The 23759-nt window shown below is 65.4% G+C and carries 24 protein-coding genes; 11 read left to right on the top strand and 13 right to left on the bottom strand.

Annotated features, from left to right (window positions below; translation table 11 throughout):
- Position 1: 1 nt before the first annotated feature.
- The 4 genes from CEQ44_RS11820 to CEQ44_RS11805 all read right to left on the bottom strand — a co-directional run bounded on the left by CEQ44_RS11820 (position 2) and on the right by CEQ44_RS11805 (position 7141).
- Complete coding sequence (locus CEQ44_RS11820) at positions 2-4198, bottom strand: translocation/assembly module TamB domain-containing protein (protein ID WP_088184352.1); 4197 nt, start codon at positions 4196-4198, stop codon at positions 2-4.
- Positions 4198-6267 (bottom strand): autotransporter assembly complex family protein, encoded by a 2070-nt coding sequence (locus tag CEQ44_RS11815; RefSeq protein ID WP_088184351.1) that lies wholly within the window; start codon positions 6265-6267, stop codon positions 4198-4200. Before CEQ44_RS11815 ends, CEQ44_RS11820 begins: the two co-directional genes overlap by 1 nt.
- Before the next feature lie 77 nt (positions 6268-6344).
- On the bottom strand, positions 6345-6824 hold the full coding sequence (locus CEQ44_RS11810; protein WP_088184350.1) for a DUF1465 family protein: 480 nt from the start codon (positions 6822-6824) through the stop codon (positions 6345-6347).
- 119 nt (positions 6825-6943) lie between these two features.
- Entirely contained in the window at positions 6944-7141 is a 198-nt protein-coding gene (locus CEQ44_RS11805) for a YdcH family protein (protein ID WP_176400331.1), read from the bottom strand.
- 170 nt (positions 7142-7311) lie between these two features.
- On the opposite strand from CEQ44_RS11805, the gene CEQ44_RS11800 reads away from it, so the two are divergent.
- Positions 7312-7470 carry a YdcH family protein gene (locus CEQ44_RS11800; RefSeq protein ID WP_088184388.1) on the top strand — a complete coding sequence of 53 codons (159 nt, stop codon included), beginning with the start codon at positions 7312-7314 and terminating at the stop codon, positions 7468-7470.
- A gap of 155 nt (positions 7471-7625) precedes the next feature.
- Here CEQ44_RS11800 and CEQ44_RS11795 read toward each other — a convergent pair whose 3' ends face one another.
- The 5 genes from CEQ44_RS11795 to CEQ44_RS11775 form a co-directional block, all read right to left on the bottom strand.
- A complete protein-coding gene (locus CEQ44_RS11795; protein ID WP_088184349.1) occupies positions 7626-8003 on the bottom strand; it encodes a PilZ domain-containing protein in 378 nt (125 codons plus the stop codon).
- A 66-nt stretch (positions 8004-8069) separates the two neighbouring features.
- A complete protein-coding gene (gene dksA, locus CEQ44_RS11790) occupies positions 8070-8534 on the bottom strand; it encodes an RNA polymerase-binding protein DksA (protein ID WP_088184348.1) in 465 nt (154 codons plus the stop codon).
- Between the two features lie 284 nt (positions 8535-8818).
- Positions 8819-9601: a hypothetical protein gene (locus CEQ44_RS25080; protein WP_254913820.1), complete on the bottom strand. Its 783-nt coding sequence runs from the start codon at positions 9599-9601 to the stop codon at positions 8819-8821.
- Positions 9602-9607: 6 nt separating this feature from the next.
- Positions 9608-9979 (bottom strand): hypothetical protein, encoded by a 372-nt coding sequence (locus tag CEQ44_RS11780; protein ID WP_176400330.1) that lies wholly within the window; start codon positions 9977-9979, stop codon positions 9608-9610.
- Positions 9980-10090: 111 nt separating this feature from the next.
- Positions 10091-10531: a host attachment family protein gene (locus CEQ44_RS11775; protein WP_088184346.1), complete on the bottom strand. Its 441-nt coding sequence runs from the start codon at positions 10529-10531 to the stop codon at positions 10091-10093.
- Positions 10532-10625: 94 nt separating this feature from the next.
- Between CEQ44_RS11775 and serS the strand changes: the two genes are divergently transcribed.
- From serS to rimO, 4 genes are all read left to right on the top strand, one after another.
- The gene (gene serS, locus CEQ44_RS11770; RefSeq protein WP_088184345.1) at positions 10626-11903 is read left to right on the top strand and encodes a serine--tRNA ligase; all 1278 of its coding nucleotides are present in this window, start codon (positions 10626-10628) and stop codon (positions 11901-11903) included.
- A 246-nt stretch (positions 11904-12149) separates the two neighbouring features.
- Entirely contained in the window at positions 12150-13151 is a 1002-nt protein-coding gene (locus CEQ44_RS11765; RefSeq protein ID WP_373441106.1) for a peptidoglycan DD-metalloendopeptidase family protein, read from the top strand.
- Positions 13148-14206 (top strand): TrkA family potassium uptake protein, encoded by a 1059-nt coding sequence (locus CEQ44_RS11760; RefSeq protein WP_088184344.1) that lies wholly within the window; start codon positions 13148-13150, stop codon positions 14204-14206. The genes CEQ44_RS11765 and CEQ44_RS11760 overlap by 4 nt, the downstream gene beginning before the upstream one ends.
- A gap of 47 nt (positions 14207-14253) precedes the next feature.
- Positions 14254-15648, top strand: coding sequence for a 30S ribosomal protein S12 methylthiotransferase RimO (gene rimO, locus CEQ44_RS11755; protein ID WP_176400329.1), 1395 nt, complete (start codon positions 14254-14256; stop codon positions 15646-15648).
- A gap of 85 nt (positions 15649-15733) precedes the next feature.
- On the opposite strand, the gene CEQ44_RS11750 is transcribed toward rimO, so the two are convergent.
- Together CEQ44_RS11750 and CEQ44_RS11745 are read right to left on the bottom strand one after the other, a co-directional pair.
- Entirely contained in the window at positions 15734-16552 is an 819-nt protein-coding gene (locus CEQ44_RS11750; RefSeq protein ID WP_088184343.1) for a DUF4163 domain-containing protein, read from the bottom strand.
- Complete coding sequence (locus tag CEQ44_RS11745) at positions 16552-16752, bottom strand: hypothetical protein (RefSeq protein ID WP_088184342.1); 201 nt, start codon at positions 16750-16752, stop codon at positions 16552-16554. Before CEQ44_RS11745 ends, CEQ44_RS11750 begins: the two co-directional genes overlap by 1 nt.
- 140 nt (positions 16753-16892) lie before the next feature.
- Between CEQ44_RS11745 and CEQ44_RS11740 the strand changes: the two genes are divergently transcribed.
- Genes CEQ44_RS11740 through argC form a run of 4 tightly spaced genes read left to right on the top strand, consistent with a single transcriptional unit; the run spans position 16893 to position 20567 of the window.
- Positions 16893-18302: a M17 family metallopeptidase gene (locus CEQ44_RS11740; protein WP_088184341.1), complete on the top strand. Its 1410-nt coding sequence runs from the start codon at positions 16893-16895 to the stop codon at positions 18300-18302.
- 60 nt (positions 18303-18362) lie between these two features.
- Positions 18363-18758, top strand: coding sequence for a MarR family winged helix-turn-helix transcriptional regulator (locus CEQ44_RS11735; RefSeq protein ID WP_088184340.1), 396 nt, complete (start codon positions 18363-18365; stop codon positions 18756-18758).
- Positions 18718-19626, top strand: coding sequence for a C40 family peptidase (locus CEQ44_RS11730; protein ID WP_088184339.1), 909 nt, complete (start codon positions 18718-18720; stop codon positions 19624-19626). The genes CEQ44_RS11735 and CEQ44_RS11730 overlap by 41 nt, the downstream gene beginning before the upstream one ends.
- Positions 19623-20567 (top strand): N-acetyl-gamma-glutamyl-phosphate reductase, encoded by a 945-nt coding sequence (argC, locus tag CEQ44_RS11725; RefSeq protein WP_088184338.1) that lies wholly within the window; start codon positions 19623-19625, stop codon positions 20565-20567. Before CEQ44_RS11730 ends, argC begins: the two co-directional genes overlap by 4 nt.
- 185 nt (positions 20568-20752) lie before the next feature.
- Here argC and CEQ44_RS11720 read toward each other — a convergent pair whose 3' ends face one another.
- On the bottom strand, positions 20753-20962 hold the full coding sequence (locus tag CEQ44_RS11720; protein ID WP_176400328.1) for a hypothetical protein: 210 nt from the start codon (positions 20960-20962) through the stop codon (positions 20753-20755).
- 230 nt (positions 20963-21192) lie between these two features.
- On the opposite strand from CEQ44_RS11720, the gene CEQ44_RS24410 reads away from it, so the two are divergent.
- Both CEQ44_RS24410 and CEQ44_RS11715 read left to right on the top strand, forming a co-directional pair.
- Positions 21193-21366: a hypothetical protein gene (locus tag CEQ44_RS24410; protein ID WP_176400327.1), complete on the top strand. Its 174-nt coding sequence runs from the start codon at positions 21193-21195 to the stop codon at positions 21364-21366.
- Between the two features lie 51 nt (positions 21367-21417).
- On the top strand, positions 21418-22743 hold the full coding sequence (locus CEQ44_RS11715; protein ID WP_088184337.1) for a sorbosone dehydrogenase family protein: 1326 nt from the start codon (positions 21418-21420) through the stop codon (positions 22741-22743).
- A 116-nt stretch (positions 22744-22859) separates the two neighbouring features.
- Here the strand turns inward: CEQ44_RS11715 and CEQ44_RS11710 are convergent, their stop codons facing one another.
- Positions 22860-23678 carry an ATP-binding protein gene (locus CEQ44_RS11710; protein ID WP_088184336.1) on the bottom strand — a complete coding sequence of 273 codons (819 nt, stop codon included), beginning with the start codon at positions 23676-23678 and terminating at the stop codon, positions 22860-22862.
- Between the last annotated feature and the right edge of the window lie 81 nt (positions 23679-23759).

The following is a 23759-nucleotide window of genomic DNA, read 5'->3' as shown; positions in this document are numbered from 1 at the left end:
ATCAATAATCCTTGGAAACCCGGACGTTGGCGCTTTCGCGGCCCAGCGTGGAAATGGCGCCGAGCAGCGAGAGCCAGCGTGTCACCTGATATTCGATCCGGGTGGCGCTATAGCCCTGTCCGTCGGTAATGAGTTCGACATAGGTTTTGCGGGTGAGATATTTGCCCGCCGCGATCGACGTGCCCTGGCCCTGGGTCGGGTCGGCCGCGATGATGCGCAGCCGGTCCAGCCCCGCCGCCTTGCGCACCGCGTTGATCGGGTCGAGGCCGCCATTGCCCTGGAGCGAGCCGACGGCAGAGGCGAGTTGCAGCGCTTCTGGCGCGGACAGGTTGGTGATCGACGTGCCGAACAGGATGCGCGAGAGCAATTCGTCCTGCGGCAGGGCGGGGATGCTGGTGAAGGTGATGTCGGGTTTGAGGCCCGTGCCGCCGACATGGATGGTGGCGGTCAAGTCGCTGACGTCGGCGACAGCGTCGATGTCGAGCGTTGGATTGGTCGGCGTCCTGCCATCGAACTGGATACGGCCCTCGCGCAGTTCGAAGCGGCGGCCAGCAAATTCATAGTTGCCGCGCACAAGTTGCGCCCGTCCGGCGATGGCGGGGTTGGTGACGGTGCCGCCAAGGTCCAAGTCGGCGCGCCATTCGCTGTCGAGGCCAAGGCCGGTGACGGTCAGGCGATTGCGCGCCCGCGCCTTGATGGCGAGCGCCCAGGGGACGTTGGTGCGGGGCCGTTCGATCTCGTCGCCGCGGCGGTTGATTTCGACCACCTTGAGTTCGGGGATCTGCGCCACGGCGGCGGCGCGGCCCATGGTGAAGCGGCTTTTGTTCAGCACCAGGTCACCGCCGATCGTGCCCCCCACCCCGTCCGACCGCAGGGTGATGGGGCCGGTCACGGTGGCGGCGATGTCGTCGCGCTCCAGCAGCGCGGCATTGTCGGCTTGCAGCGCCAGGTCCATGCCGACCCCGGCGATGCCGTTGAAGGTGAAGCGGCCGGTGCCGTTGACGGTCCCGCCATTTTGCGCGGTCGCAGCGAAGTTGGAAATCACCAGTTGCGCGCCGGAAAAGCGCCCGCGCGCCTTGACGCCCTTCAGACGCATGCCGGTAACTGGGCTGGTGATGGCGGCATCGTCCGTAGCGAAGGTGCCGGTGATGACCGGCTCGCCCACCGTGCCGCGCATGTCGGCTGATACGCCGACCATGCCGGCGATATCGACGATCTCCACCCCGGTCAGTCGCCAGAGCGTGTCCGCCGTGCCATTGAAGCGCAACTGGGCGAAGAAGGGCGCGCGGTTGAGGCGCGTCGCCAGGCCGCCCTCCGTGCCGAGCGGATTAAGCAAGGCTTGCGCCTGGCCGATCGTCTTGCCGTCGGCGACGAAGACCATGCGGGTCGCGAGCCGTTCGCCGGTCAGCACGGCGTTGACGCCGACATCGACCGGGCGGGAGCTGAGCGAGAGGCCGGAGCGGGAGAGGCCACGGATGCGTAGTTCCGCCTTGCCGGTCGGCAGGCCGCCGCGCGGCTGGGCGTAGCTGAGCGACCCGGTCGCCATGCCGCCCAGGCCGAGATTGTCATAGGCGATGTCGAGCAGGGCGAGCGGCAGTTTCTGCATCCGCGCTTCGATATGGGTAGCCGCGCCGCCCAGTTCGCCCGCCAGTTGCAGCGATCCGCCGGCATAGGCGATGGTCGCAGGCGACAGACGCCAGCCATCGTCGGCGCGGGTCAGCACTGCGGGCCGGGTCAGGCGGATCGGACGCTTGTCGATCGTGCCGCCCGCGGTCAGGCGGATGCGGTCGGGCTGGACGTCCGCCGCCCCCTGCAAGTCGAACAGGCGGCCGCGCTGGCCGGACAGACTGCCGCGTATCTTGCCCCTGCCATCGACCAGTTCGGCATTGGCGGCGAAGCGGCCGAGCAAGATGCCGCCGACGCGCAAGCCCCGCGCCTGTGCGGTGGCCGTGACGGTGGTGCCGGTCGGATCGAGCAATATGGTGCCATCCAGCGTGCCGCGCCGGACCTCTATGATCGTCGGTCCTTCGAAGGCGGCGTCGCTGGCGGTCAGCTTGAGCTGGACTTGCTGGTTGTCGCCCACCGGCTTGAACGCGATATAGCCGGTGACTGGTCCCAAGACGCTGAGTTGCCCGTCCAGCCCGCCGCCAATGGGGCGGATATCGCCGCTGGCGGTGACGCCCGACACGGCCAGGTTGGCGACCCGCACCACCGCCTGCCCGCCCGGCGGCAACAGGATGACGCCCCGGCCAATGAAGGGGCCGAGCGTCGATCCGCCATTGGCGGTGTAGCTGTAGCCATTGGCGTCAGGGATCAGCTTCGCCCGCACGTCGCGCAGGCCCAGCGCATCCATCGGCCGCGCCAATGTGACGTCGATGGTCGGCTTGTCTATCAAACCGTCCAGCGTCAGCGTCACCGGGCCATAACGGCCGTGGCGACCGCTGCCCTCCAGATACAGCCTCTGATCGCGATGGCGCACGCCCTGCCCGCTCAGCATCAGCAATGGCGATTCCAGCCGCAGGTCGCGCAGCCCCAGATCGCCGTTGGGCAGCAACTCCAGCCCGCTGCGCACGATCGGCAGGCCGCCGCCCAGGGTCCGCAGAAATTCATTGTCCAGCCGCCGCACCCGCGCCAGCGCATGGCCGGACAGGCCGAAGCCGCCATCGGCGCGCGGCACGGCGCGCAGTTTGGATGTCAGGTCGACGACGCCGAAACCGGGGATGAAGAGATTGGCGATCTGGCCGTCCAAGCCCGCATCATAGCGGCCGGTCTTGAGGTCCGCGATCACCACCAGCTTGCCGCGCAGCTTGTCCGATCGCAGCTGCATGGGATTGCTGACGATCTGCTGCCCCTTGATCTGGAACACGCCGTGGAGCTGGAAATTGCGCAATATGCCGGCGACCAGATCGCCCTGCCCATCGACGCTGCGCGCGCGCAGGCGCAGGGGGATGACAGTCGGGCCGTTGCGCGTGATGCGCCCCTTACCCTCTGCCCGCAGGTCGTTAACGATCGCCTTTTCAATGGTCAGTTGGCGCGCGGTGAGCAGATATTCATAGCCGAGCGCGGCAAAAGCGCCGTCCAGCCTAATCTTGGCCGCGACGTCGCGGCTGCGCACATCCTTGAGCAAGGCTTCGGGCCGGGTCAGCTTGACGTCGATCCGCATATTGTCGAGCGCATTGTTGCGCAGGTCGATCGCGCCGTCGGCCGCGAGATCCACCGACGCGGAGCGGAGCGAGAGGCGTCCATCGATCACCCGGTCGACCATCGTTCCATTGGCGCGCACCGTCAGGCGCGGCGCTGCGATGCGGCGCAACAGCCCGTTACCCGCGATCGCCTTCCCCTCCACCGTGCCGCGCGCCGAATAGGCGCCGCTGCGCGCGGCCAGCACGGCATCGGCGACGGGCACCCCGTCCAGCGTGGCGGACAGGCGGCCGTCCCACTGGCTCCAACTGCCCTTGCCGCCGATGCGCAGATTGGCATCCTGCTTCAATCCCGCCATGGCCGCCAACAGCCCGCCCTTGGGCGCATTGATGGTTACGTCGAGCTTGAAGCGATCATCGTCCGGGCGACTGTCGAGCGCGATGGTCAGCGCGTCGCTGCCATCGAGCGTGCGCGCCGCCAGATCGATGATGGCGCGGCCGCCGCGGATATCCGCGTCGCCCGCCATGGTCGCGACCTGCGCGCGGCCGGTAACAGAGGGCGCGATATTCAGGCGGCCGACCGAGAATTCCATCAGGCGAATATCGAAACCGGGCAGGATCGGGCCGCGCCGCTGGGTCGGGTTGAGCTTGGGCAATTTGTGCAGCGTCGCGCGCGGGATCACCAGCCGGTCGATGTCGAGCCGGTTGGACAGCCAGGCGAAGGGCCACCAGTCCAGTTCGACGCGGGGCGCTTCCAGAAACTTGCCCTTGGGATCGGACAGGATGAGGTCGCGCAGAACCGCCTTGCGGTAGATGCTGCCCTCTATCCCGCCGACCTGGATGCGCAGGCCCGAAGACGATTTGATGCCCGCGATCCGGGTGGCGAGAAAGCGATGCCCGCCGCCAGTGTCGAGCCACAGCAGCGCGACCGCCGCGATCACAGCCAGCGCCGCCAACAGCCCGGCCAGCCAACGCTGCCAGCGCCCGTCCCAAGCGCGGCGCGGGCGCGGTTTGGGCGGCGGCGGGGCGACCGGATCGGCGGGTGCGTCGTCGGCCATCAGAAAGCCTGGCCTAGCGATACATAGACCGCGATCTTGGGATCACCCGATTGCGGGTTCAGCGGCGTGCCGACATCGACGCGGATCGGACCGAAATTGCTGTAATAGCGCAGTCCCATGCCGGCGCCGATGCGCAGGTCGCGGAAGCGTGGCAGGAAAGTCGTGGAGATATTGCCGGCGTCGACGAAGGGGACGACGCCGAAATTGCCGAAGCGCACCCGCGCCTCCAGCGAGAATTCGGCCAGGCTCTTGCCGCCGACCGGATTGTCATCCTCGCCAAAGCGCGGCCCGATCGCCTGATAGCCATAGCCGCGCACCGACGCGCCGCCACCGGCATAGAAGCGCCGCGACGGCGCGATCTGATCGACCTTCGATCCGAGGATAGTGCCGAAGCGCGCCCGCGCGGCCACCACCAGCTTTTCGCCCACCGGCTGATAGGCGCTGCCGTCCAACTGGACCTTGGCATAGCCGAAGGTCGTGTCCTGGAACGATAATTCGGGGCTGATCCGGCCGCCGAGGCGGAAACCCTTGCTGGGATTGAGCAGGTCGTCGCTGCCATCATAGGTCAGGCTCAAAGGGATCGCGCCGATGAGGAAGGTGCGGCGCGCGCCGCCGGAAAAGGCGTCCGCTTCGTCCGACGCAACCAGTTCGGCGCCGACCCGCCACACCCAATTCTTCTGGAACAATATGTTGGTCGTCCGCTCCAGCCCGCCCGCGACAGTGATGGTGCGCGCATCATAGGCGTCACGCTTGATGTTGCTGACCGACAGCAGTCCGGTCAGCACATTGTCGCGCCGATGGAAATTGTTGCGGCGATAGGTGGCGGACGCGGTCTGCTCCTGCGTGCCGAGTACGCCGCGCAGCGTCACCGCGCCTTCGGGCGGGAAAAGGTTGCGATGTTGCCAACTGACTTCGGCGCGATAGCCCTCCCCCGTGCCATAGCCCAGTTCGCCCGCGATCGTGCGCAATGGCGCGGGGCGAATATCGACGGCCAGATCGACATGCTCGCCATCGCCCGCTTCGACCGGCTTCAGGCTGACTGAGGAGACGAGGCCGGTGGCGACGATGGCGCGGCGCAAATCCTCCACATCGGACGCCATATAGGTGTCGCCCGGATCGAAGCGGGCGATTTCCTGCGCATGATGGGCGTCGAACAGGCGGGTGTCGTCCATGCGGATCGCGCCGAAGCGGCGGAAGCCGCCGGGTGCGACAATGATGTCGAGGTCGCCCTTGCGCTCCTCATGATCGATCCGCACTTCGGGTTCATCCACCCTGGCGAAGGGAAAGCCGCTTTCGGACAGCTTGAGCGCCAGCGCGTCGCGCCCGGCGAGGATCGTGTCGGCATCGACCGGATCACCCACCTTGGGCGGGAAGGCGGCGCGCAGTCTCGCCTCCTGCCCGGCGGTTTCGGCCAGGCCCGTGACATCGACCGATCCCAGCAGATATTGGGTGCCGGGCGTAATATCGAAGGTGACGGCGAGCCGGTCGCTGCCCGGTGGGGGCACGGCGACGGCGCTGCGGATGCGCGCAGCATAATAGCCCTTTGCGCGCAGCAACCGGTCGAGCAGTTCGCCATCTTCCTTCATGCGCCGATTGATCTGGGCGAGGTTGGCGGACTTGCCCTGTCCCTGGCGTAGCACCGAGAGTTCGTCGAAGCGCAAGGTGAACTGCGCGTCGGCGATGGCATCAAGGCCGCTCAGCAGCACGGTATAGCGCCGCTCTTCGCCCGCGTCGGCGAAGGTGACGGCGTCGTCCGCGTTGACCGGGGTCGTGTCGGCGACCGGCTGGGCATCGGGCGCGGCAGGGTCAGCGGGATCGCCAGCCTGCGCCGTGGTATCGACCGGGGTTTCGGGAAGCGGCGGAACCGTGTCGGGCTGGCCCATGTCGGGCCAATCGACGCCGATATCGGGCATCGCATCGAGCGACTGGTTCGGGACCGGCGCGACCTCGGCCGGCGTCTCCTGCGCACGCACGGCGACGGGCGCCGCCAGAAGCAGCGGCGCAAGCAGGAGCCGGGCGGCGTGCGGGCGGCCTGAAGAGCGGCGTCGTATCCGCAAACCATCGGTCATGGCGTGGGTCTAGACCAAGTGCGGGCGCGAACGCCAGCCCCAGACAGCGCCGATCGCCGCCAATTACAGGCCAATCGTCAGAATGCGGTGTTCAACCGGTCCATCAGCGCGCGCGCCGGGCTGACGCCCAGGGTGGCGGCGGAGGTCGTCATAGCGTCCAGCCGCTCCTGTAGCCGGGCGACGCGATCGTAAAGTTCCTGGCTCGCGTCGATCAGCGCGCGGGCGGCGAAGGGGAAATCGTCGGCCAGGGCGGCCTCCGTATGCGAGGCGCGGCCCAGCCGATATTTCTCGTCCGACAGATCGACCTGTTCGATCTCGCCCCGCTGCCAGGCCCGTTGGCTGAGCAACCAAGCGATGATGTGCATCAGGCGGGTCGTCACCTTCAACGATTCGCAGGCGAAGGCGACCCGGCGCAGCGGATCGTCCACGCCGTCATCAAGCGAGGCCCTGCCGTCGAAATAGGCGCGCGCTTCATCGGCCATGACCATGGCTTCGAGATAGAGTCCGTCCACCAGTCGGCGGTGGAGGCCAGGATCAAGAAAGGCGGCGCTTTGCATCGGATTGAGCTGCCATATTTTTGCAACCTTGTCAGGCCTGTTGCGCCGGTCCGCGCACCCTTTGTCCCATTTGGGATCGGTTAGCGCGGCGTTAACCGCATTTTACCACAGGGTGGCACCTAGGCGATGATGTCGGGGACCAGCGCGTCCTCCAATATCGCGATCTCGTCGCGCAGGCGCAATTTGCGTTTCTTGAGGCGAGCGACCTGCATCTGGTCACCGCCGCCGGCCGTCACCAGCGCGGCGATCGCGCTGTCGAGGTCGCGATGCTCGACCCGCAGCAATTCCAGTCGGCGCATGATGTCTTCCCGGCTCATCGCGCCTTTGCCTCCACGTCGATAATTCCAACAACGCCTGATAACGCGCCAGGCCGGCGCGGACCATCGCAAATTTTCATACAGCCCGCCGCAAAGCCCGAATCCAGGCGAGACAAGCCATCCGAATCATGATCTATTTATTCGTCCATCGCCCTCGTAAGGAGAATGTCATGGAAAATAGCCACGTTTCAGCTCTTTCAGCCAAGCATGCCGGCCTTGAAGCCCGAATCAAGGCGGAATCGAGTCGGCCCATGCCCGACGCTATATTGGTGGCCTCGCTCAAAAAGCAGAAATTGCGGCTGAAAGAGGAGTTGGCGGCCCAGCACTGATCGCTGGCGCAACATTCCGGGAGGAGGTCGGGACGCGGTGGCAAAGACCGCCCGTCCGACCGCCTCGATCAACCGGAATATCCCGTCGCAGGACAGCAAAAAGCCCCGGAGCCGAGAGGCTCGCGGGGCATTTTCATGTCGTAGGAGGAAAAGACTCAGCGGCGCTTGATGCCATGCTGCGTGGTGCGCAGATAGTCGGGCACCAGAGTATGCTGCGTTGCGGCCGCGCCAACAGGCTTGCGGGCCAGTTGCGGGTCTATCGGTTCGTCAAAGGCCAGGCCGATCTTGTCCTCACGCGACCAGGCGACCATGCCGGTCACCTTGCCGACGCCACGCAGGTCGCAGATGATCTGGATGCCCGCGGGCACCGCCCGCTCGCAATCGGCCATTAGGCCAGTGGCGGACAGATTGCGGACGCGGGCCTTGCCCAGCGGCGCGCCTTCCGGCGTGCTAAGCGTGGTCAGCAGGAACAGGCTGTCGCGCGGCGCGGCGCGTGCTGGCCCCCTACCCGAAATATCCTGTTCGTCGTCCATCAAATAACTCACGATCGAGAAAGCGGTGCATGCCGATATTCTAGTCGCGGGGTGATGGAAAAAGCGTTAATCGTCGCGCGATATCTTTTCCTGCCGTTCATGGCGCTCCTGCGCCTCGACCGTCATCGTCGCGATCGGACGGGCCTCCAGACGCCCCAGCGAGATCGGCTCGCCAGTGACTTCACAATAACCATATTCGCCATCGTCAATACGGCGCAGCGCGGAGTCGATCTTGGAAATCAGCTTGCGCTGGCGGTCGCGGGTGCGCAGTTCTATCGACCAGTCGGTTTCGCTAGACGCGCGATCATTGAGGTCGGGCTCGCGCAGAGGTTCGTTCTGCAACACCGCCAGCGTCCCTTCGGACTCGGTCAGTATCTGCTTCTTCCAGTCCCACAGCCGCTGCCGGAAATATTCCAGCTGCAACGGGTTCATAAATTCTTCGTCGGACGAAGGCCGGTAATCGGCGGGAAGTGCTACAGTCGATTTGGGCGGCTTATCGCCGTCTTTATCGGAATTCAGGACCGATGCCATCTGGCTCTCCGACTCGTAAGGCCCCGGCGCTTGATGTTCCGGGCGCCCAAACTTTGATTGTGCCGCCTCATAGCCATGGCCGTGGACCGACACAAGCGGGCAATCTACCGCCCGCAGCGTGCTTAGGGCCGTTTTTCATACGCATGACGGCGCTTGTCATCGAGTCTCTGGCGGAGGTAGGCCGAGCCTGGCAACACCCCTGCGCGTTCAGCCTTGCCCCGCCAGCCGTTTCATAGTGGGACGTTAACCATTTCCTTTCAGTCAATGGCAGCTTTTCCCTCGACTTAGACATGATATTGAGGGTTAACGGGATTGCAGTTAACCCTTTCTTTTGCGTTCATGCGCATAGGAAGTTCCCGTCCGCCCATCGCTGGATATCCAGTGCGGGGCACGGGGGTAACAAAGAGAAGAGTAGATCCTATGTCGGTACGGATGGCTTTGGCGAAATTGTGCGCCTGCACTTGCGGCGGGGCGATCATTGGCGGCGGCGCTGTCCATGTCGCGGAAAATGCGCGACCGGCAGTGGTCCAAAGCACCAAGAGCATGAAGGCCGCACCCAAGAAGCGCCTGGCCGTCCGCACCGTGAAGCGTAAGGTCGTGCGGACCGTGCAGGTCACAAAGCCGCAGACGGTGACGGTCGTCACGCAGGCTGCGCCCATTCCCCTGCCCGCGCCGATGCCGATGGCCGAAATGCCGATGATGTCGGGCGGCGGCGGCGCAGTGCCGGTCGTGATGGGCGGTGGCGGCGGCTTTGGCGGCGGCGGGTTCATCGGCGGCTTCTTCGGCGGCGGCGGTGGCGGCAGCGGGGGCGGCTCGGTCGTGATCTCCTCGACCAGCAGCTCGACCGGCGGGATCAGCAGCTCGACCAGCTCGACCACGGGCGGCGTGTCGACCTCCACCGGCGGCGTGTCCACATCGAGCGGCAACGTCTCTACGTCGTCGGGCAACGTCTCGACGTCGTCGGGTGTCAGCAGCAGCTCGTCTTCCTCGTCCAGCTCCAGCTCGTCTTCCTCCTCCAGCTCGTCGTCGAGCAGTTCGGGCGGATCGAGCGGCGGCAAGCCAGGCAAGCCAGGTCACCCCGGTTCGAGCGGCGGCAGTTCGGGCAGCAGCGGCTCCAGCGGGAGTTCCGGGTCGAGCGGCAGCAGCGGGTCCAGCGGCAGCTCCGGATCATCGTCGTCTTCCAGTTCGTCGTCCGGCAGCTCTTCTTCGTCGGGTGGCTCGTCCAGCTTTGGCAGCACGGGTAGCACCGGATCGAGCGGCAGCACTGGGTCCAGCGGGTCGAGCGGCAGCTCTTCGTCGTCGTCCAGCAGTTCTTCTTCCAGCAGCTCGAGCGGGGGTTCGAGCGGCAGCACAGGCGGCACCGATGTTCCGGCGCCGCCCATGGTGCTGCTGTTCGGCGCGGCCGCCGTGGCGCTCGTCGCCCGCCGCCGGTTCGCCGAACGCAAGGGGCAGGCCGCCGCCTAAAAAGCGACGCCTGCCACAAAAAAGGGGCGGCCCCGGCATCGGGCGCCGCCCCTTTTTTTCGTTTTATGCCAGACGGGTCAGGGCCGGACGGGTCAAGCGGCCGCGATAATCTTTTCGATCTCCGGCACCGGATGATTGGTCAGATCCTTGGCGATTTCGCCGACCAGCCGGCTTTGCACTTCCTTATGATAATGTTTGCGCATCTCGCCCAGCGCGGTCGGCGGCGCGACGATGATGAGCTTTTCATAATCCTGCGCAAAGGCGCGACGCTTGAGCAGGTCTGCGGCCTCGGTGGCGAAACGCGCCTCCTCCAGATCGTGAAAGTTGACCTGTTCCATCGAGCTTTGGCGACCGCCCATGGGGGACGACGAGCGGCCCGCCGCATCGGACGCCTGGTCGCGATCGGCCGGATTATCCTGCACCTTCACCTCTTCGGCTTCCAGTTGGGGATAGGCCGCGTCGCCCTTGTTGCGGAAGAACAGCATCTTGCGGCCATCCGCCACCAGCACCATCGCATCATGTTCGATCTGCATCGCTCGATCCTTTTGTTTTTGATTGGAACGGCGTCAACGAACGAGCTGCGCGCAGGGTTGCGCGGTCCGTCGCGCAGCGGCATAGGACTGCCCCATGCACGACATCCGTTTCATCCGCGAAAACCCCACTGCTTTCGACGCTGGCCTTGCCCGGCGCGGGCTGGCTCCGCTCTCCGCCGAGATATTGGCGATGGATGAGCAAAGCCGGTCGATCAAGACGCAGTTGCAGCAGGGCCAGGCCCGCCGCAACGAAGCGAGCAAGGCGATTGGTCAGGCGATGGCCGCGGGCGACAAGGAGAAGGCCGAAGCGCTGAAGGCGGAGGTCGCGGCGCTCAAGGAAGGCGCGCCGGCGCTGGAGGCGCAGGACAAGGATGTCGGCGACACGCTGACCGCGATGCTGGCCGCCATTCCCAACCTGCCTGCCGACGATGTGCCGCAGGGCGCGGACGAAGCGGACAATGTCGAGGTCAGCCGCTGGGGCGCGCCGCGCGCGTTCGACTTTACGCCGCAGGACCATGCCGATTTCGGCCCGGCGCTGGGGCTGGATTTCGAGGGCGGCGCAAAGCTGTCCGGCGCGCGCTTCACCGCGCTGCGCGGACCGATGGCGCGGCTGCATCGGGCGCTGGCGCAGTTTATGCTGGATACGCAGACGGGCGCGAACGGCTATGAGGAGGTCAACCCGCCGCTGCTGGTGCGGGATGAGGCGCTGTTTGGCACCGGGCAATTGCCCAAGTTCGCCGAGGATCTGTTCCGCACCACCGATGGGCGCTGGTTGATCCCGACGGCCGAAGTGTCGCTCACCAATCTGGTCGCCGAACAGATCGTGCCGACCGACAGCCTGCCGATCCGGCTGACGGCGCTGACCCCCTGTTTCCGGTCCGAAGCCGGTTCGGCCGGGCGCGATACGCGCGGGTTCATTCGGCAGCATCAGTTCGAGAAGGTCGAACTGGTCGCGATCGCGAAGCCCGAAGAGTCCGAGGCCGAGCATGAGCGCATGTGCGCGGCGGCCGAGGGTATCTTGCAGGCGCTGGAGTTGCCCTATCGCAAGATGCTGCTGTGCACCGGCGACATGGGCTTTGGCGCGCGCAAGACATGGGATCTGGAGGTTTGGTTGCCGAGCCAGGCCACCTATCGCGAGATCAGTTCCGTCTCCAACTGCGGCGACTTCCAGGCGCGGCGGATGAATGCGCGCTACAAGCCGGAGGGGGAGAAGCAGACCCGCTTCCTCCATACGCTCAACGGGTCGGGGCTGGCCGTCGGGCGGACGCTGGTCGCGGTACTGGAGAATTATCAGCAGGCCAACGGCAGCGTGACGGTGCCGGATGTGCTCACGCCTTATATGGGCGGGATCACTAGGCTGGCGCCGCGTTGACCCCCTCCCCGTTCGGTTCGAGCTTGTCGAGAACATGGCGCACGGGTTCTCGACAGGCTTGAACCGAACGGATGGTGAGACAAGGAGTGAGACGGTTGAAACGCATGGCCTATTTTGCTTAGTTAGCTAACTAAATATAATGGCCCCTAGCGTTATAGCCTGAAAATGCTGGAAACCATGGCAGGATCGGATACACACGGCGTGATGATGCGCCCGTCTTTCCTGATCTTGCCGGTCGGCACGCTTATGCTGGCGGGCTGTATTCCCTATCAAGCCGAACGCACCGATCCGGCTCCCACGCCGCCGCCGCAGATGGGCGCGGATGCGTCAACCGTCGAACTGGCCGAAACGCAGCCGGTCTGGACGGCGCAGCAGGTGGTGGCGAACGCGCGCACCGTTACCGCGTCCACCTATGTCGTGGAGCCGGGCGATACGCTGCGCGGGGTCGGCAATCGCACCGGCGCCGGATCGGAAGCGATCGCGCGGGTGAATGGCCTGACCCAACCTTATGCCCTTCGGGCGGGGCAGACCCTGCAAATTCCCGGCGGCCGTTATCATCTGGTGGCGGAGGGGGAGACGGGGATCGCCATCGCGTCGGCCTATGGCGTCGCATGGAGCCGGATCGTTGCGGTCAATGGGCTTACCGAACCCTATATGCTGCGGCGGGGGCAAAGGCTGCTGCTACCGGGCGACGCGCCGACCCGCGCGCCGGGCATCGAGCAGCGCGCCGCCGCGTTCCGCATCGACATTGACGATGTGCTGACCGGCGGCCAGCCTGCCGCGGCGGACAATGCGCCCAAAGCGATCGCATCGAGCGCGCCGCGCCCCCTGCCCTCCAACATGCCGATCGCGCAGCCCGCCCGGCTGTCGGGCAGTTTCGCCTGGCCGCTCAAGGGCGTGATCCTGTCGCGCTTCGGCCCCGGCGAAAGCGGCGCGAAGAATAATGGCATCGATATTTCCGCGCCCGCAGGCACGCCGATCCGTGCGGCGGCCGATGGCGTCGTCGCCTATGCGGGGGACAAGGTGGCGGTGTTCGGTGGCCTGGTGCTGCTGAACCATGGGAGTAGCTGGGTCAGCGCCTATGGCCATGCGTCGCGCGTCGATGTGGTGCGCGGGCAGAAGGTGACCAAGGGGCAGGTCATCGGCCTGGTCGGGGACACGGGTTACGCCAGCAAGCCCAAGCTGCACTTCGAATTGCGCAAGGACCGGGTGCCGGTGAACCCGATCGGCCAGTTGCCCCCGGCATGAGGATCGACCAGGTTCGCCCGACGATGGGCACGGCCGGCTTCCTGCGTCGGCGATCGTCCATGCCGATGTGGGTGGATCTGGTGTGGCGGGTGGCGCTGGTGTTCGGGCTGATCGCGCTGGTGCTGCTGCTCCACTGGGTCGGGCGCGACGGGCTGAAGGATAATTACGATAACGAAATCAGCTTCATCGATGTGCTCTACTTTACCACGGTGACGGTCACGACGGTGGGCTATGGCGACATCGTCCCGGTGACGCCGGAAGCGCGCCTGTTCGAATCCATCTTCGTTACCCCGATCCGGCTGTTCGTCTGGCTGATTTTCCTCGGCACGGCCTATAACCTCTTCCTCCGCAATATTTTCTACAGGTGGCGCATGGCGCGTATTCAGGCTGATCTGCACAATCACATCATCGTCACCGGTTTCGGCACCAGCGGGCAGGAGGCGGTGAACGAACTGCTGGCGCGCGGCACCGACCCGCGCGAGATCGTCGTCATCGACGGCAGCGACAAGGCGCTGGCGCTGGCCGAAGCGCAGGGGTGCAATGTGCTGTGCGGCGATTCGACGCGCGACCGGACGCTCAAGGACGTGGCGATCCATCGCGCGCGCAGCATGATCGTGTCGGCGGGGCGCGACGATACCTCGATCCTCATCACGCTGACTGCGCGCCACCTGGCCCCGCGCCTGCCGATCAGTATCGTCGTGCGCAACGAGGATAATGAACTGCCCGCGCGGCAGGCGGGCGCGACCACGGTCATCAACCCGGTCAGCTTTGCCGGGCTGCTGCTGGCCGGCAGCACCAGTGGGCGGCATATCGCCGATTATATGGCGGATCTGGCCGCATCGGGCGGGCGTGTGAAGCTGAATGAGCGGGCCGTGCTGCCGCAAGAGATTGGCGGGCCTTTGTCGGCGATCGGCACCGGCCTGGGCCTGCGCGTCTATCGCGGCGACCGGCCGATCGGCTTTTGGGAGGCGGACGCGCAAAAGCTCCAGAGCGGCGACGTCATCATCGAAGTGACGGAAGGCGATGGGGCGGACGAACCCGCAGATCGCGACTGAATCCGGGGCCGCGATGGCCGCACGTGACATTGGGCGCGAAAATCCCTATGTGCGCGACCATCATGGCAACCAAATTTCCTGACGCGCCGAAGATCGGCATGGTTTCGCTCGGCTGTCCCAAGAATCTGGTCGATTCCGAACGTATCCTGACCAAGCTGCGGTCCGACGGCTATCAGATGTCGCCCGACTATGCCGGCGCCGACGTCGTGCTGGTCAATACCTGCGGCTTCCTGGATTCCGCCAAGGAGGAATCGCTGGAGGCGATCGGCGAGGCGATGGCGGAGAATGGCCGCGTCATTGTGACCGGCTGCATGGGCGATGAGGCGGAGTTGATCCGCGCGAAATTCCCGCAGGTGCTGGCCGTGACCGGCGCGCATCAATATGAGCAGGTGGTCAATGCGGTGCATGACGCCTCGCCGCCCATCCCCAACGCCTTTGTCGACCTGGTGCCCGAAGGCGGCCTCAAGCTGACGCCGCGCCATTACAGCTATTTGAAGATCAGCGAAGGCTGCAACCATCGCTGTTCTTTCTGCATCATCCCGTCCATCCGCGGCGACCTGGTGTCGCGGCGGATTGATGCGGTGTTGCGCGAGGCGGAGAAGCTGGTTGCGGCGGGCACGAAGGAATTGCTGGTCATCAGCCAGGATACGTCGGCCTATGGCGTCGATACGCGGCACGATCCGCGCCAGTGGAAGGGCCGCGAGGTGCGCGCGCACATGACCGACCTGGCGCGTGAACTGGGGCAGTTGCGGACAGCCGATGGCGTCGCGCCCTGGGTGCGGCTGCACTATGTCTATCCCTACCCCCATGTCGATCAGGTCATCCCGCTGATGGCCGACGGACTGCTGACGCCCTATCTCGACATCCCCTTCCAGCACGCCGCACCATCTGTGCTCAAGGCGATGAAGCGCCCCGCCAACGAGGCCAAGGTGCTGGACCGCATCCATAAATGGCGGGCGATCTGTCCCGACATCACCATCCGGTCGACCTTCGTTGTCGGTTTCCCCGGCGAGACGGAGGCGGATTTCCAATATCTGCTCGACTGGCTGGATGAGGCGCAACTGGACCGCGTCGGCGCTTTCCGTTTCGAGCCGGTCGAGGGCGCGCCGGCCAACGCCTTGCCCAACCCGGTGCCCGAAGCGGTCAAGGAGGAGCGTTACCAGCGTATCATGGAAAAGACCGCCGCGATCAGCGCCGCCAAGTTGCAGGCGAAGATCGGCCGGGTGTTGCCGGTCATCATCGACGAAGTGGGCGAACCGGACGAGGAAGATGGCAGCATCGGCGCGACCGCGCGCAGCCAGGCGGATGCGCCGGAAATCGATGGCAATGTCTTCCTGCGCGATGTGGGCGAAGGGCGGAAGGCGGGCGATATGTTCGACGTCGTGATCGAGGATGCCGACGAACATGACCTTTATGGGGTGCCTGTTCAGGCCGGAACGTAAATTTCCGTTCGTTTCGAGCGTAGTCGAGAACGTGAACCGCGCTAGCCGCTTCTCGACTACGCTCGAAGCGAACGGAGGATAGATGCTACTCCGCCACGAACCCGTCCTGATACTCCGTTTTGATCGCCTTGCGCATAGCAGCGTCGACCGGCAGCGGAATGTCATAGCTGCCTTCCGCATAGGGGCCGGCGCTGTAAGGTCCGACGACCACGGTGATGCTGTCGATCAGCTTTCCGTCCTTGGATGTCGGCACCAGCACCTGTTCCATCGGATCGATGCATTTTGTGAATTCATCTTCGCCGCGGACCACCGGTTCGCCACGCTTTTCCGCGCGTTGCTTGTCGAGCGCGGCGCAGAAAGGTTCGCGGATCGCTGCGGCGAAAGTGGCCGGCGACGCCATCAGCGCCTTGATGCTCGTCTCGCGCTTGCGCGCCTTGTCCCATAGCAGCGCTTCATAGCCGGTCATGCCATGCGCCCCGCCGGTATAGACATAGGTTTCCGATTGCAGCGCCAGAAAGCGCGGGGTGTCCGCGGCAACGCGCCATTGGGTTTCCAGGCTGTGGGGGCGGAAGGGAAAGCCGGATTGCGTGGCCGCGGCGCTATCTTCTTTCGCCATGGACAGGGCATCCGCCTTGGACGAAGCCATGTCCTTGGCGAACTTCTCCACCAGGACGGGCACCGCCGCGGCCTGCGCAGGATAGGCGTAGGAAAATTCGAGGAACGGACTCTTGTCCTTTTCGGCAAAGGGTTTGGCCGGTGGCGTCGGCGTATCGGCGCCCACCATCTGTCCGACATAACGAGACGCGGCCGCGTTCGCCGTGGCGTTGCCGCTGTTGTTATCCTGCGCTGGCGTGCAGGCGACGACCAACAGGGCCGTCGCCGGAACCAATCCCTTCGCTCGCATCAATGCGCCTTCGCTGCGCGGCAGCGTTCGCCGACCGCCTTGCGCGCATAGTCGCTGTCCAGCGCCAGTCCGGCATTGGGCCAGCCTTCGGCGATCAACGCCTGCTGCACGGCGTGACTGTTGTCGAATTGGCCCGTTTCGGCCAGTATATAGGCGCGCGCCCTGGCAGCCTGAAGGCCGCGGTCATCACCGTGAATCATCGTCCATCTCCTTGTATCTATGCCAGCGAATCTAGGCTCACCCGGTGCGCAGCGCAAATGAAGAAAGGGCCGAACGTGCGGGGCGCGCGATGAAAAAATTGCGCTTTCCTTGACCGATCCCTTTCCCTTACACCCGCGCAATGACCGATTTTTCCGACCTGCTCTCCGACCTGCTCAAAGCCGACAACCAGCAATCCGCCCGATCGATCCAGCTGGTCGATGCCAAGGGCCATGACGCCTGGCTGGCGGGCCAGCCGGCGCGGGTGCGCGCCATCGTCGCGGCGCAGAAATTCAGGGGCAAGCCGCATGACATCGCCATATTGCCCGGCGACCGGGACGATGAATGGTCGGTGGTCGCCGGCGTGGCCAATATCGATGCGCTGGGGCCATGGTGCCTGGCGCGGGCGGCGGAAAGCGTGCCCGAAGGCGTCTATCGGCTGACGGAGGGATCGGTCGGGGCGGCGGCGCTGGGCTGGCTGACGGCGCAGTATAGGTTCGACCGTTATCGGCGCGACGATTCGCCGGTTGGTGCGCGCGTCCTGCTGACGAGCGATGTCGCGTGGATCGCGCCCACGGTGCAGCTGGGCCAGGCCGTCGCACTGGTCCGCGACCTGGTCAACACGCCCGCCGCCGACATGGGACCGCCCGACCTGGAAGCGGCGGTGGAGAAGCTCGCCGCCCCCTTCGGCGCGCACGTCACCACGACGCGCGGCGATGCGCTGGAACAAGGCTATCCGATGATCCACGCGGTCGGCAAGGCGGCGGACAAGGGCTTCGCCCCGCGCCTGATCGAACTGCATTGGGGCGATCCCGCCGCGCCGCGCATCGCCATCGTGGGCAAGGGCATCTGCTTCGACAGCGGCGGGCTGGACATAAAGCCATCGTCGGGGATGCGGTTGATGAAGAAGGATATGGGCGGCGCGGCCCATGCGCTGGCGCTGGCGCAGCTCATCATGGCGGCGCGGCTGCCGGTCCGGCTGCACCTGCTGATCCCGGCGGCGGAAAATGCGATCGCGGGCAATGCCTTTCGCCCCGGCGACATATTGGCCAGCCGCAAGGGGCTGAGCATCGAAATCGGCAATACCGATGCGGAAGGGCGGCTGGTCCTGGGCGACGCGCTGACCCGCGCTGGCGAGGAAAAGCCTGAACTGATCGTCGATTTCGCGACCCTGACCGGCGCGGCGCGGGTCGCGGTCGGCCCGGACCTGCCTGCGCTGTTCGCCAATGACGATGCGCTGGCGGCGGACATGGCGGCCGCGGGCGGCGAGGTGGACGACCCGACCTGGCGGCTGCCGCTATGGGATGGCTATGCCGATATGCTCAAGTCCGACATCGCGGATATCAACAATGCGGGCGAAGGCGGCTTTGCCGGGGCGATTACCGCCGCGCTGTTCCTCAAGCGCTTCGTGCCCGACGACACGCCCTGGCTGCACCTTGACACATTCGCCTGGCGGCCGGCGTCGAAACCCGGCCGGCCCAAGGGCGGCGAGGCGCTGGGACTTCGCGCGGTTTTCCGCCTGTTGCAGCATCGTTACGGACGCACGGGATAAAGGCAGCAAATGCGTCGCGTCCGTTACGCAACCGGATTGGGGATGGTGCGTTAGGACGACATGAACGCGATGTCAGCCACCGAAATCGACCGCCCCGGCCTCCAGCAACTTGGGCAATGGATGCGGACTCTCGTCGACTATGTCCGGTCGGGCAAACCCGATTTGACCAATCGCCAGATGGCGCTGATGATGACCGTCTATATAGGGTCTGGCCCGCATACGGTGCGCGGCCTGGCCGAGGCGTTGCATGTGTCAAAGCCGGTCATCACCCGCGCGCTGAACAAGCTGTCGGCGCTTGGCTACCTCCGCCGGGAGCGCGATGTGGCGGATCGTCGCAATATTTTCATCACCCGGACGCCAAAAGGCGCGGAATTTCTTGACGCCTTTCACCATTTCATCGCAGGAACCGCGCGCGATGAACGGCATAAATACACTCCAGCGGAACGGACCGCCTGAACGAACCCGCTTCGAGCTTGACGGCCGTTCGGTAGCGCTGGATCGCCGCATCCATGCGGCGCGCGGAGACTTGGCCGATCTGTCGCTCGCCGGTGTGCTGTTTTCCGCGCATTACGCCCGCGCAGTGCCGCTTACCTGCGTTGCGGCAGGAACGGCCGTCACATCGGCGCCGACACCCACGGCCGAAGCGGTCAGCGAATTGCTGCGGGGAGAAACCTTCCACGCGCTTGACGTGATGACCGACTGGGCCTGGGGCTTTTGCGGCCATGACGGCTATGTCGGCTATATCCGCCGCGATGCGCTCGACGTGGCGGAAACGCCCAGCCACCGTATCATCGTGGAAAGCGCGCCGCTGTTCAGCGCTGCCGATATCAAATCGCCCATCGCCGACTATTGGCCGGGTGGCGCGCTGTTTTCCGGCGAAGTGCAGGGCGGATTTGTCGCCTGCGCCGAAGGGTATATCCACGTCCGGCATGCCGAACCGATCGACACCAGGCCGGACGACTGGGTTTGCGTGGCGGAACGCTATCTGGGCCAGCCCTATGTGTGGGGTGGGCGCGGCCACCGGGGCATCGATTGTTCGGGGCTGGTGCAGGCTGCGCTCGGCCAGGCGGGCATCAGCGCGCCGCGCGACACCGACCTGCAATGCGAGGGTATCGGGATGCCGATCGACGGCGACGCGGCGCTGCAACGCGGCGACCTGATCTTCTTCCCCGGCCATGTCGGCATCATGACCGACGCCAAGACGCTGCTGCACGCCAACGCGCACTGGATGGCGGTAGTGAAAGAACCGCTGGCGGACGTCGTAGCCCGGCTGGCGGACGCACACGCGCAGCCCATCATCGCCCGGCGGAGGATCAGCGCATGAGCATCAACGTCTTTATCGACGGCGGTCATGGCACCACCGGCATCGAAATCGCCGACCGGCTGGCCGGGCGTCCCGAATTGTCGCTGATTACCGTGCCTGAAGAAAAGCGCCGCGATGCCGGCGCGCGCCGCGACGCGCTCAATGCTGCCGATATCGTCATCCTGTGCCTGCCCGACGATGCGGCGCGCGAAGCGGTGGCGCTGATCGACAATGCGCGGACCCGTGTCATCGACGCATCCACCGCGCACCGTGTCGCAGAAGGCTGGACATACGGCTTCCCCGAACTGGAGCCGGGTCATCGCGAAGTGCTGGCGGACAGCCGTTTCGTCGCCAATCCGGGCTGCTGGCCGACCGGCTTCCTGGCATTGGTCCGTCCGCTGGTGCTGGCCGGGTTGCTGCCCGCTGACTGGCCGGTGACGGTGTCGGGCGCGTCAGGCTATTCGGGCGGCGGCAAGGCCATGATCGCCGACTATGAGGGCGCAGCGGGCGCACCCAGCGCCTTCCGCCCTTATGGACTGGCTCTGGGCCACAAGCATGTGCCGGAAATGACCCGCTATTCGGGCCTCACCCACCCGCCGCTGTTCGCGCCCGCCGTGGCCAATGCCTATCGTGGCATGATCGTGGAAGTGCCGCTGCAATTGCGGGCGATGCCGGGCACGCCTGCGCTGGCGGACATCCACGCTGCGCTGGCTGCCGCTTATGCGGGATCGCAGATCGTCAGCGTTGCGTCGCTGGAGAATAGCCTGAGCATCGGCCAGGTCGCTCTGGAGCATGTCGGCGCGACCGACCGGTTGGCGCTGTTCGTGTGCGGCAGTGCCGACAGCGGTCAGGCGCGGCTGGTGGCGGCGCTCGACAATCTGGGCAAGGGCGCGGCCGGCGCGGCGGTGCAGAATCTCAACATCCTGGCGGGCCTGCCCGAAACGGCGGGCTTGCGGCTTTAACTACAGATTTGGATGTTAGGGCGAGATGACAATACTTACATCCGTTCGTCCTGAGTAGCCATTGAGCGAAGTCGAAATGGCGTATCGAAGGATCGCGCACTGCGTCTGATGCTTCGATACGGGACTTCGACAAGCTCAGCCCCTACTCAGCACGAACGGATTGAATCAGGCAACGGTCACCTGCTTCAATGAATCGTGCCGAGCGGCTGGTCATGGGTCAGCAGCACGATCAGCCGTTCGATCTGACGCCAATGGCAAAAATGGATGTGATTGCCCTGGTCCAGACTGCGGTCGGCGCGGGCGGCGGCTTCATAGCCGGCATTGTCGCCGAAAGCCGTCATCAGCTCGGCCGCATCCTCATAGCTCTTTCGGTTCGAAAGATATGGCACCTGCATTTGCGACCCTCGTCTTTTCTTGGCGACCTTATTATCCACCCTACCCTTCAATCGCCGTGCCATTTCAAGGCTTTGACGCGGAGGCCGGGTTTGAAAGGTGAATCCGCCATTAGCCAAGTCCCGATCTGGATCATCCATCCCGCAACGGGACGATCCTTCCCGAAACGGGGCGTCCGGGCGGGTCATCAAAGCCGCTAGCCTTGGCGCGCCGACCATGGCAAGGGGCAGCCATGACCAAGGAGACGAAAAACCCGACCGGCGCTGGCGCGATCATCGCCTTCCTGATCCTGGCCGGCACGATCGGCGGGGGTTTGCTGGGCCAGCCCAGCATCGGCCTGCTGGCGGGCGCGGGCACAGGCGTGCTGATCGGCATCCTGCTGTGGCTGCGCGAACGCGGCAAATAAGGCGCACAGGCCGCCTTGCCCGTTGCGGCGCCTGCGCATAGATGTGGGCGCATGAAGAAGCATATCATCGCCCTTATCCTCATCGCGCTCCTGATCGCGGGTGGCATTTTCCTCTATCTGGCGCAGGGCAACACGGCGCAACTGCCGCCCGGCGCGGACACCGGGCGCGAACCGGTGTTCACCACCCCGCGCAACGAGATGTTGCCGACGGTCAACATCGCCGAGGTCAAGCCCTGGACCGGCGATGAAAAGCCCGTTGCGGCCAAAGGGCTAAGCGTGGCGCGCTATGCCGATGGCCTGGCCCATCCGCGCTCGCTGCTGCGCCTGCCCAATGGCGATGTGCTGGTGGCCGAAACCAACAGCCCGCCGCGGCCCAAGAGCGGGATCGTCAGCCGGGTGATGAGCTTTCTGATGGATAAGGCAGGGGCCGGCGTGCCGTCGGCCAATCGCATCACGCTGCTGCGCGACGCCGATGGCGACGGGCGCGCGGAAACCAAGACCGCGTTCCTGACCGGCCTCAATTCCCCCTATGGCATGGCGTTGATCGGCGACACGCTCTATGTCGCAAACACCGACGCGCTGATGGCTTTCCCCTATAAGGAAGGCGACACCCGGATCACCGCCAAGGGGCGCAAGATATTGAACCTGCCAGCGCAGGCGCCCAACAACCACTGGACCCGCAGCCTGGTCGCCAGCCCCGAAGGGATGCTCTATGTCGGCGTCGGCTCCAACAGCAATATCGCCGACAATGGTCTGGAAAGCGAAGCCAATCGCGCGCTGGTGCTGGAAGTGAACCCCAAAACGGGCGGCTATCGCACCTTCGCAGCGGGGCTGCGCAACCCGGTGGGCCTGGCGTTCGAACCCAAGAGCGGCGCGTTGTGGGGCGTGGTCAATGAACGCGACATGCTGGGCGGCGATCTTGTCCCCGACTATCTGACGCGGGTAGAGTTCGGCGCGTTCTACGGCTGGCCATGGAATTACTGGGGCGGCTATGAGGATCGCCGGGTCCAGCCGCAGCGCCCGGAATTGCGCGAATATACGCATCGGCCCGACTATGCGCTGGGCAACCATGTCGCGCCGCTGGGCCTGACCTTCGCCGACAAGCTGCAACTGGGTGCGCCCTTCACCGACGGCGCGATCGTTGGCCTGCATGGTAGCTGGAACCGCAAGCCGGCCGCAGGATACAAGGTCGTCTATGTCGGATTTGCCGATGGCGAAGCGGGCAAGGCCAAGCCGGTGGACCTGCTGACCGGCTTCCTGGACAAGGATGGCAATGCGCGTGGCCGCCCGGTCGATGTGACCGCCGACGCCAAGGGCGCGCTGCTGGTCAGCGACGATGTCGGCGGCGTGGTGTGGCGGGTGACGAAGGCGCGGTAATTCCTGTCTTTCGTTCGTTTCGAGCGTGTCGAGAAACGGAAGCGCCGCGTTCAGCGTTTCCCGGCCGTTCGACAGGCTCAGGGCAGGCTTCGCTCGAAACGAACGGACATCGTTTTTTAGATCTTCAGCCCGTTCCGCCCCGCCAGTTCGACCACATATTGCCAGGCGACGCGCCCCGACCGGCTGCCACGCTGCGTCGACCACTGGATCGCTTCCAATGGATCGAAGGCCAGACCAAGCTTGGCCGCATAACCGCCCACGATCGCGACATAGGCGTCCTGATCGAGCGCGTGGAAGCCCAGGCTGAGGCCGAAACGGTCGGACAGCGCCATCTTGTCGTCCACGACATCGCGCGGATTGATGGGATCATCCTGTTCGGACAGGTGACGCGGCACGATATGGCGGCGGTTGGACGTCACATAGAGGCGGACATTGGCCGGACGCGCCGCCGTCCCCCCCTGCAACAGCGACCGCAGCGCCCGCGCGTCGCCCACGCCCTGCTCCTCGAACCCCAGATCGTCGAGGAAGAGGATGAAGGGCCGCGTCGTGCCGCGCAGCAGGGAAAAAAGCGCGGGCAGGCTGGCCAGTTCATCGATCGCGCATTGCATCAGGGCGATGTCCTGCCCTTGCCCCTGCAACAGGCCGACGACGGACGCGACCGCGGCCGATTTGCCTGTGCCGCGCGCGCCCCATAGCAGCACGTCATGCGCGGCATGGCCGGCGGCATGGCGGCGGCTATTGTCCAGCAGCGCGCCCTTCTGCGCATCGATGCCGGTCAGCAGCGCATAGTCCACCGGGGCGAACGCCTCCACCACCTGGATCGCCCGCCCGTCCCAGACATAGGCGGGAAAGGCGTCGAGATCGGCGGACAAAGCCGGCGGCGGCGCGAGCCGTTCCAGCGCTTCTGCAATACGGATTAGGAGGGCGTCGGTCATGGTGGCGGCTTAACCGGCGATCCGCTGTGCCGCAAGCGCCCACCCTTCCTGTCCTGCCGATGTCATTGCCCTGACGCAATG

It is taken from the genome of Sphingobium sp. Z007 (genome assembly GCF_900013425.1).
Classification (GTDB): domain Bacteria; phylum Pseudomonadota; class Alphaproteobacteria; order Sphingomonadales; family Sphingomonadaceae; genus Sphingobium.
This window is presented reverse-complemented; position numbering and strand designations above follow the sequence as displayed.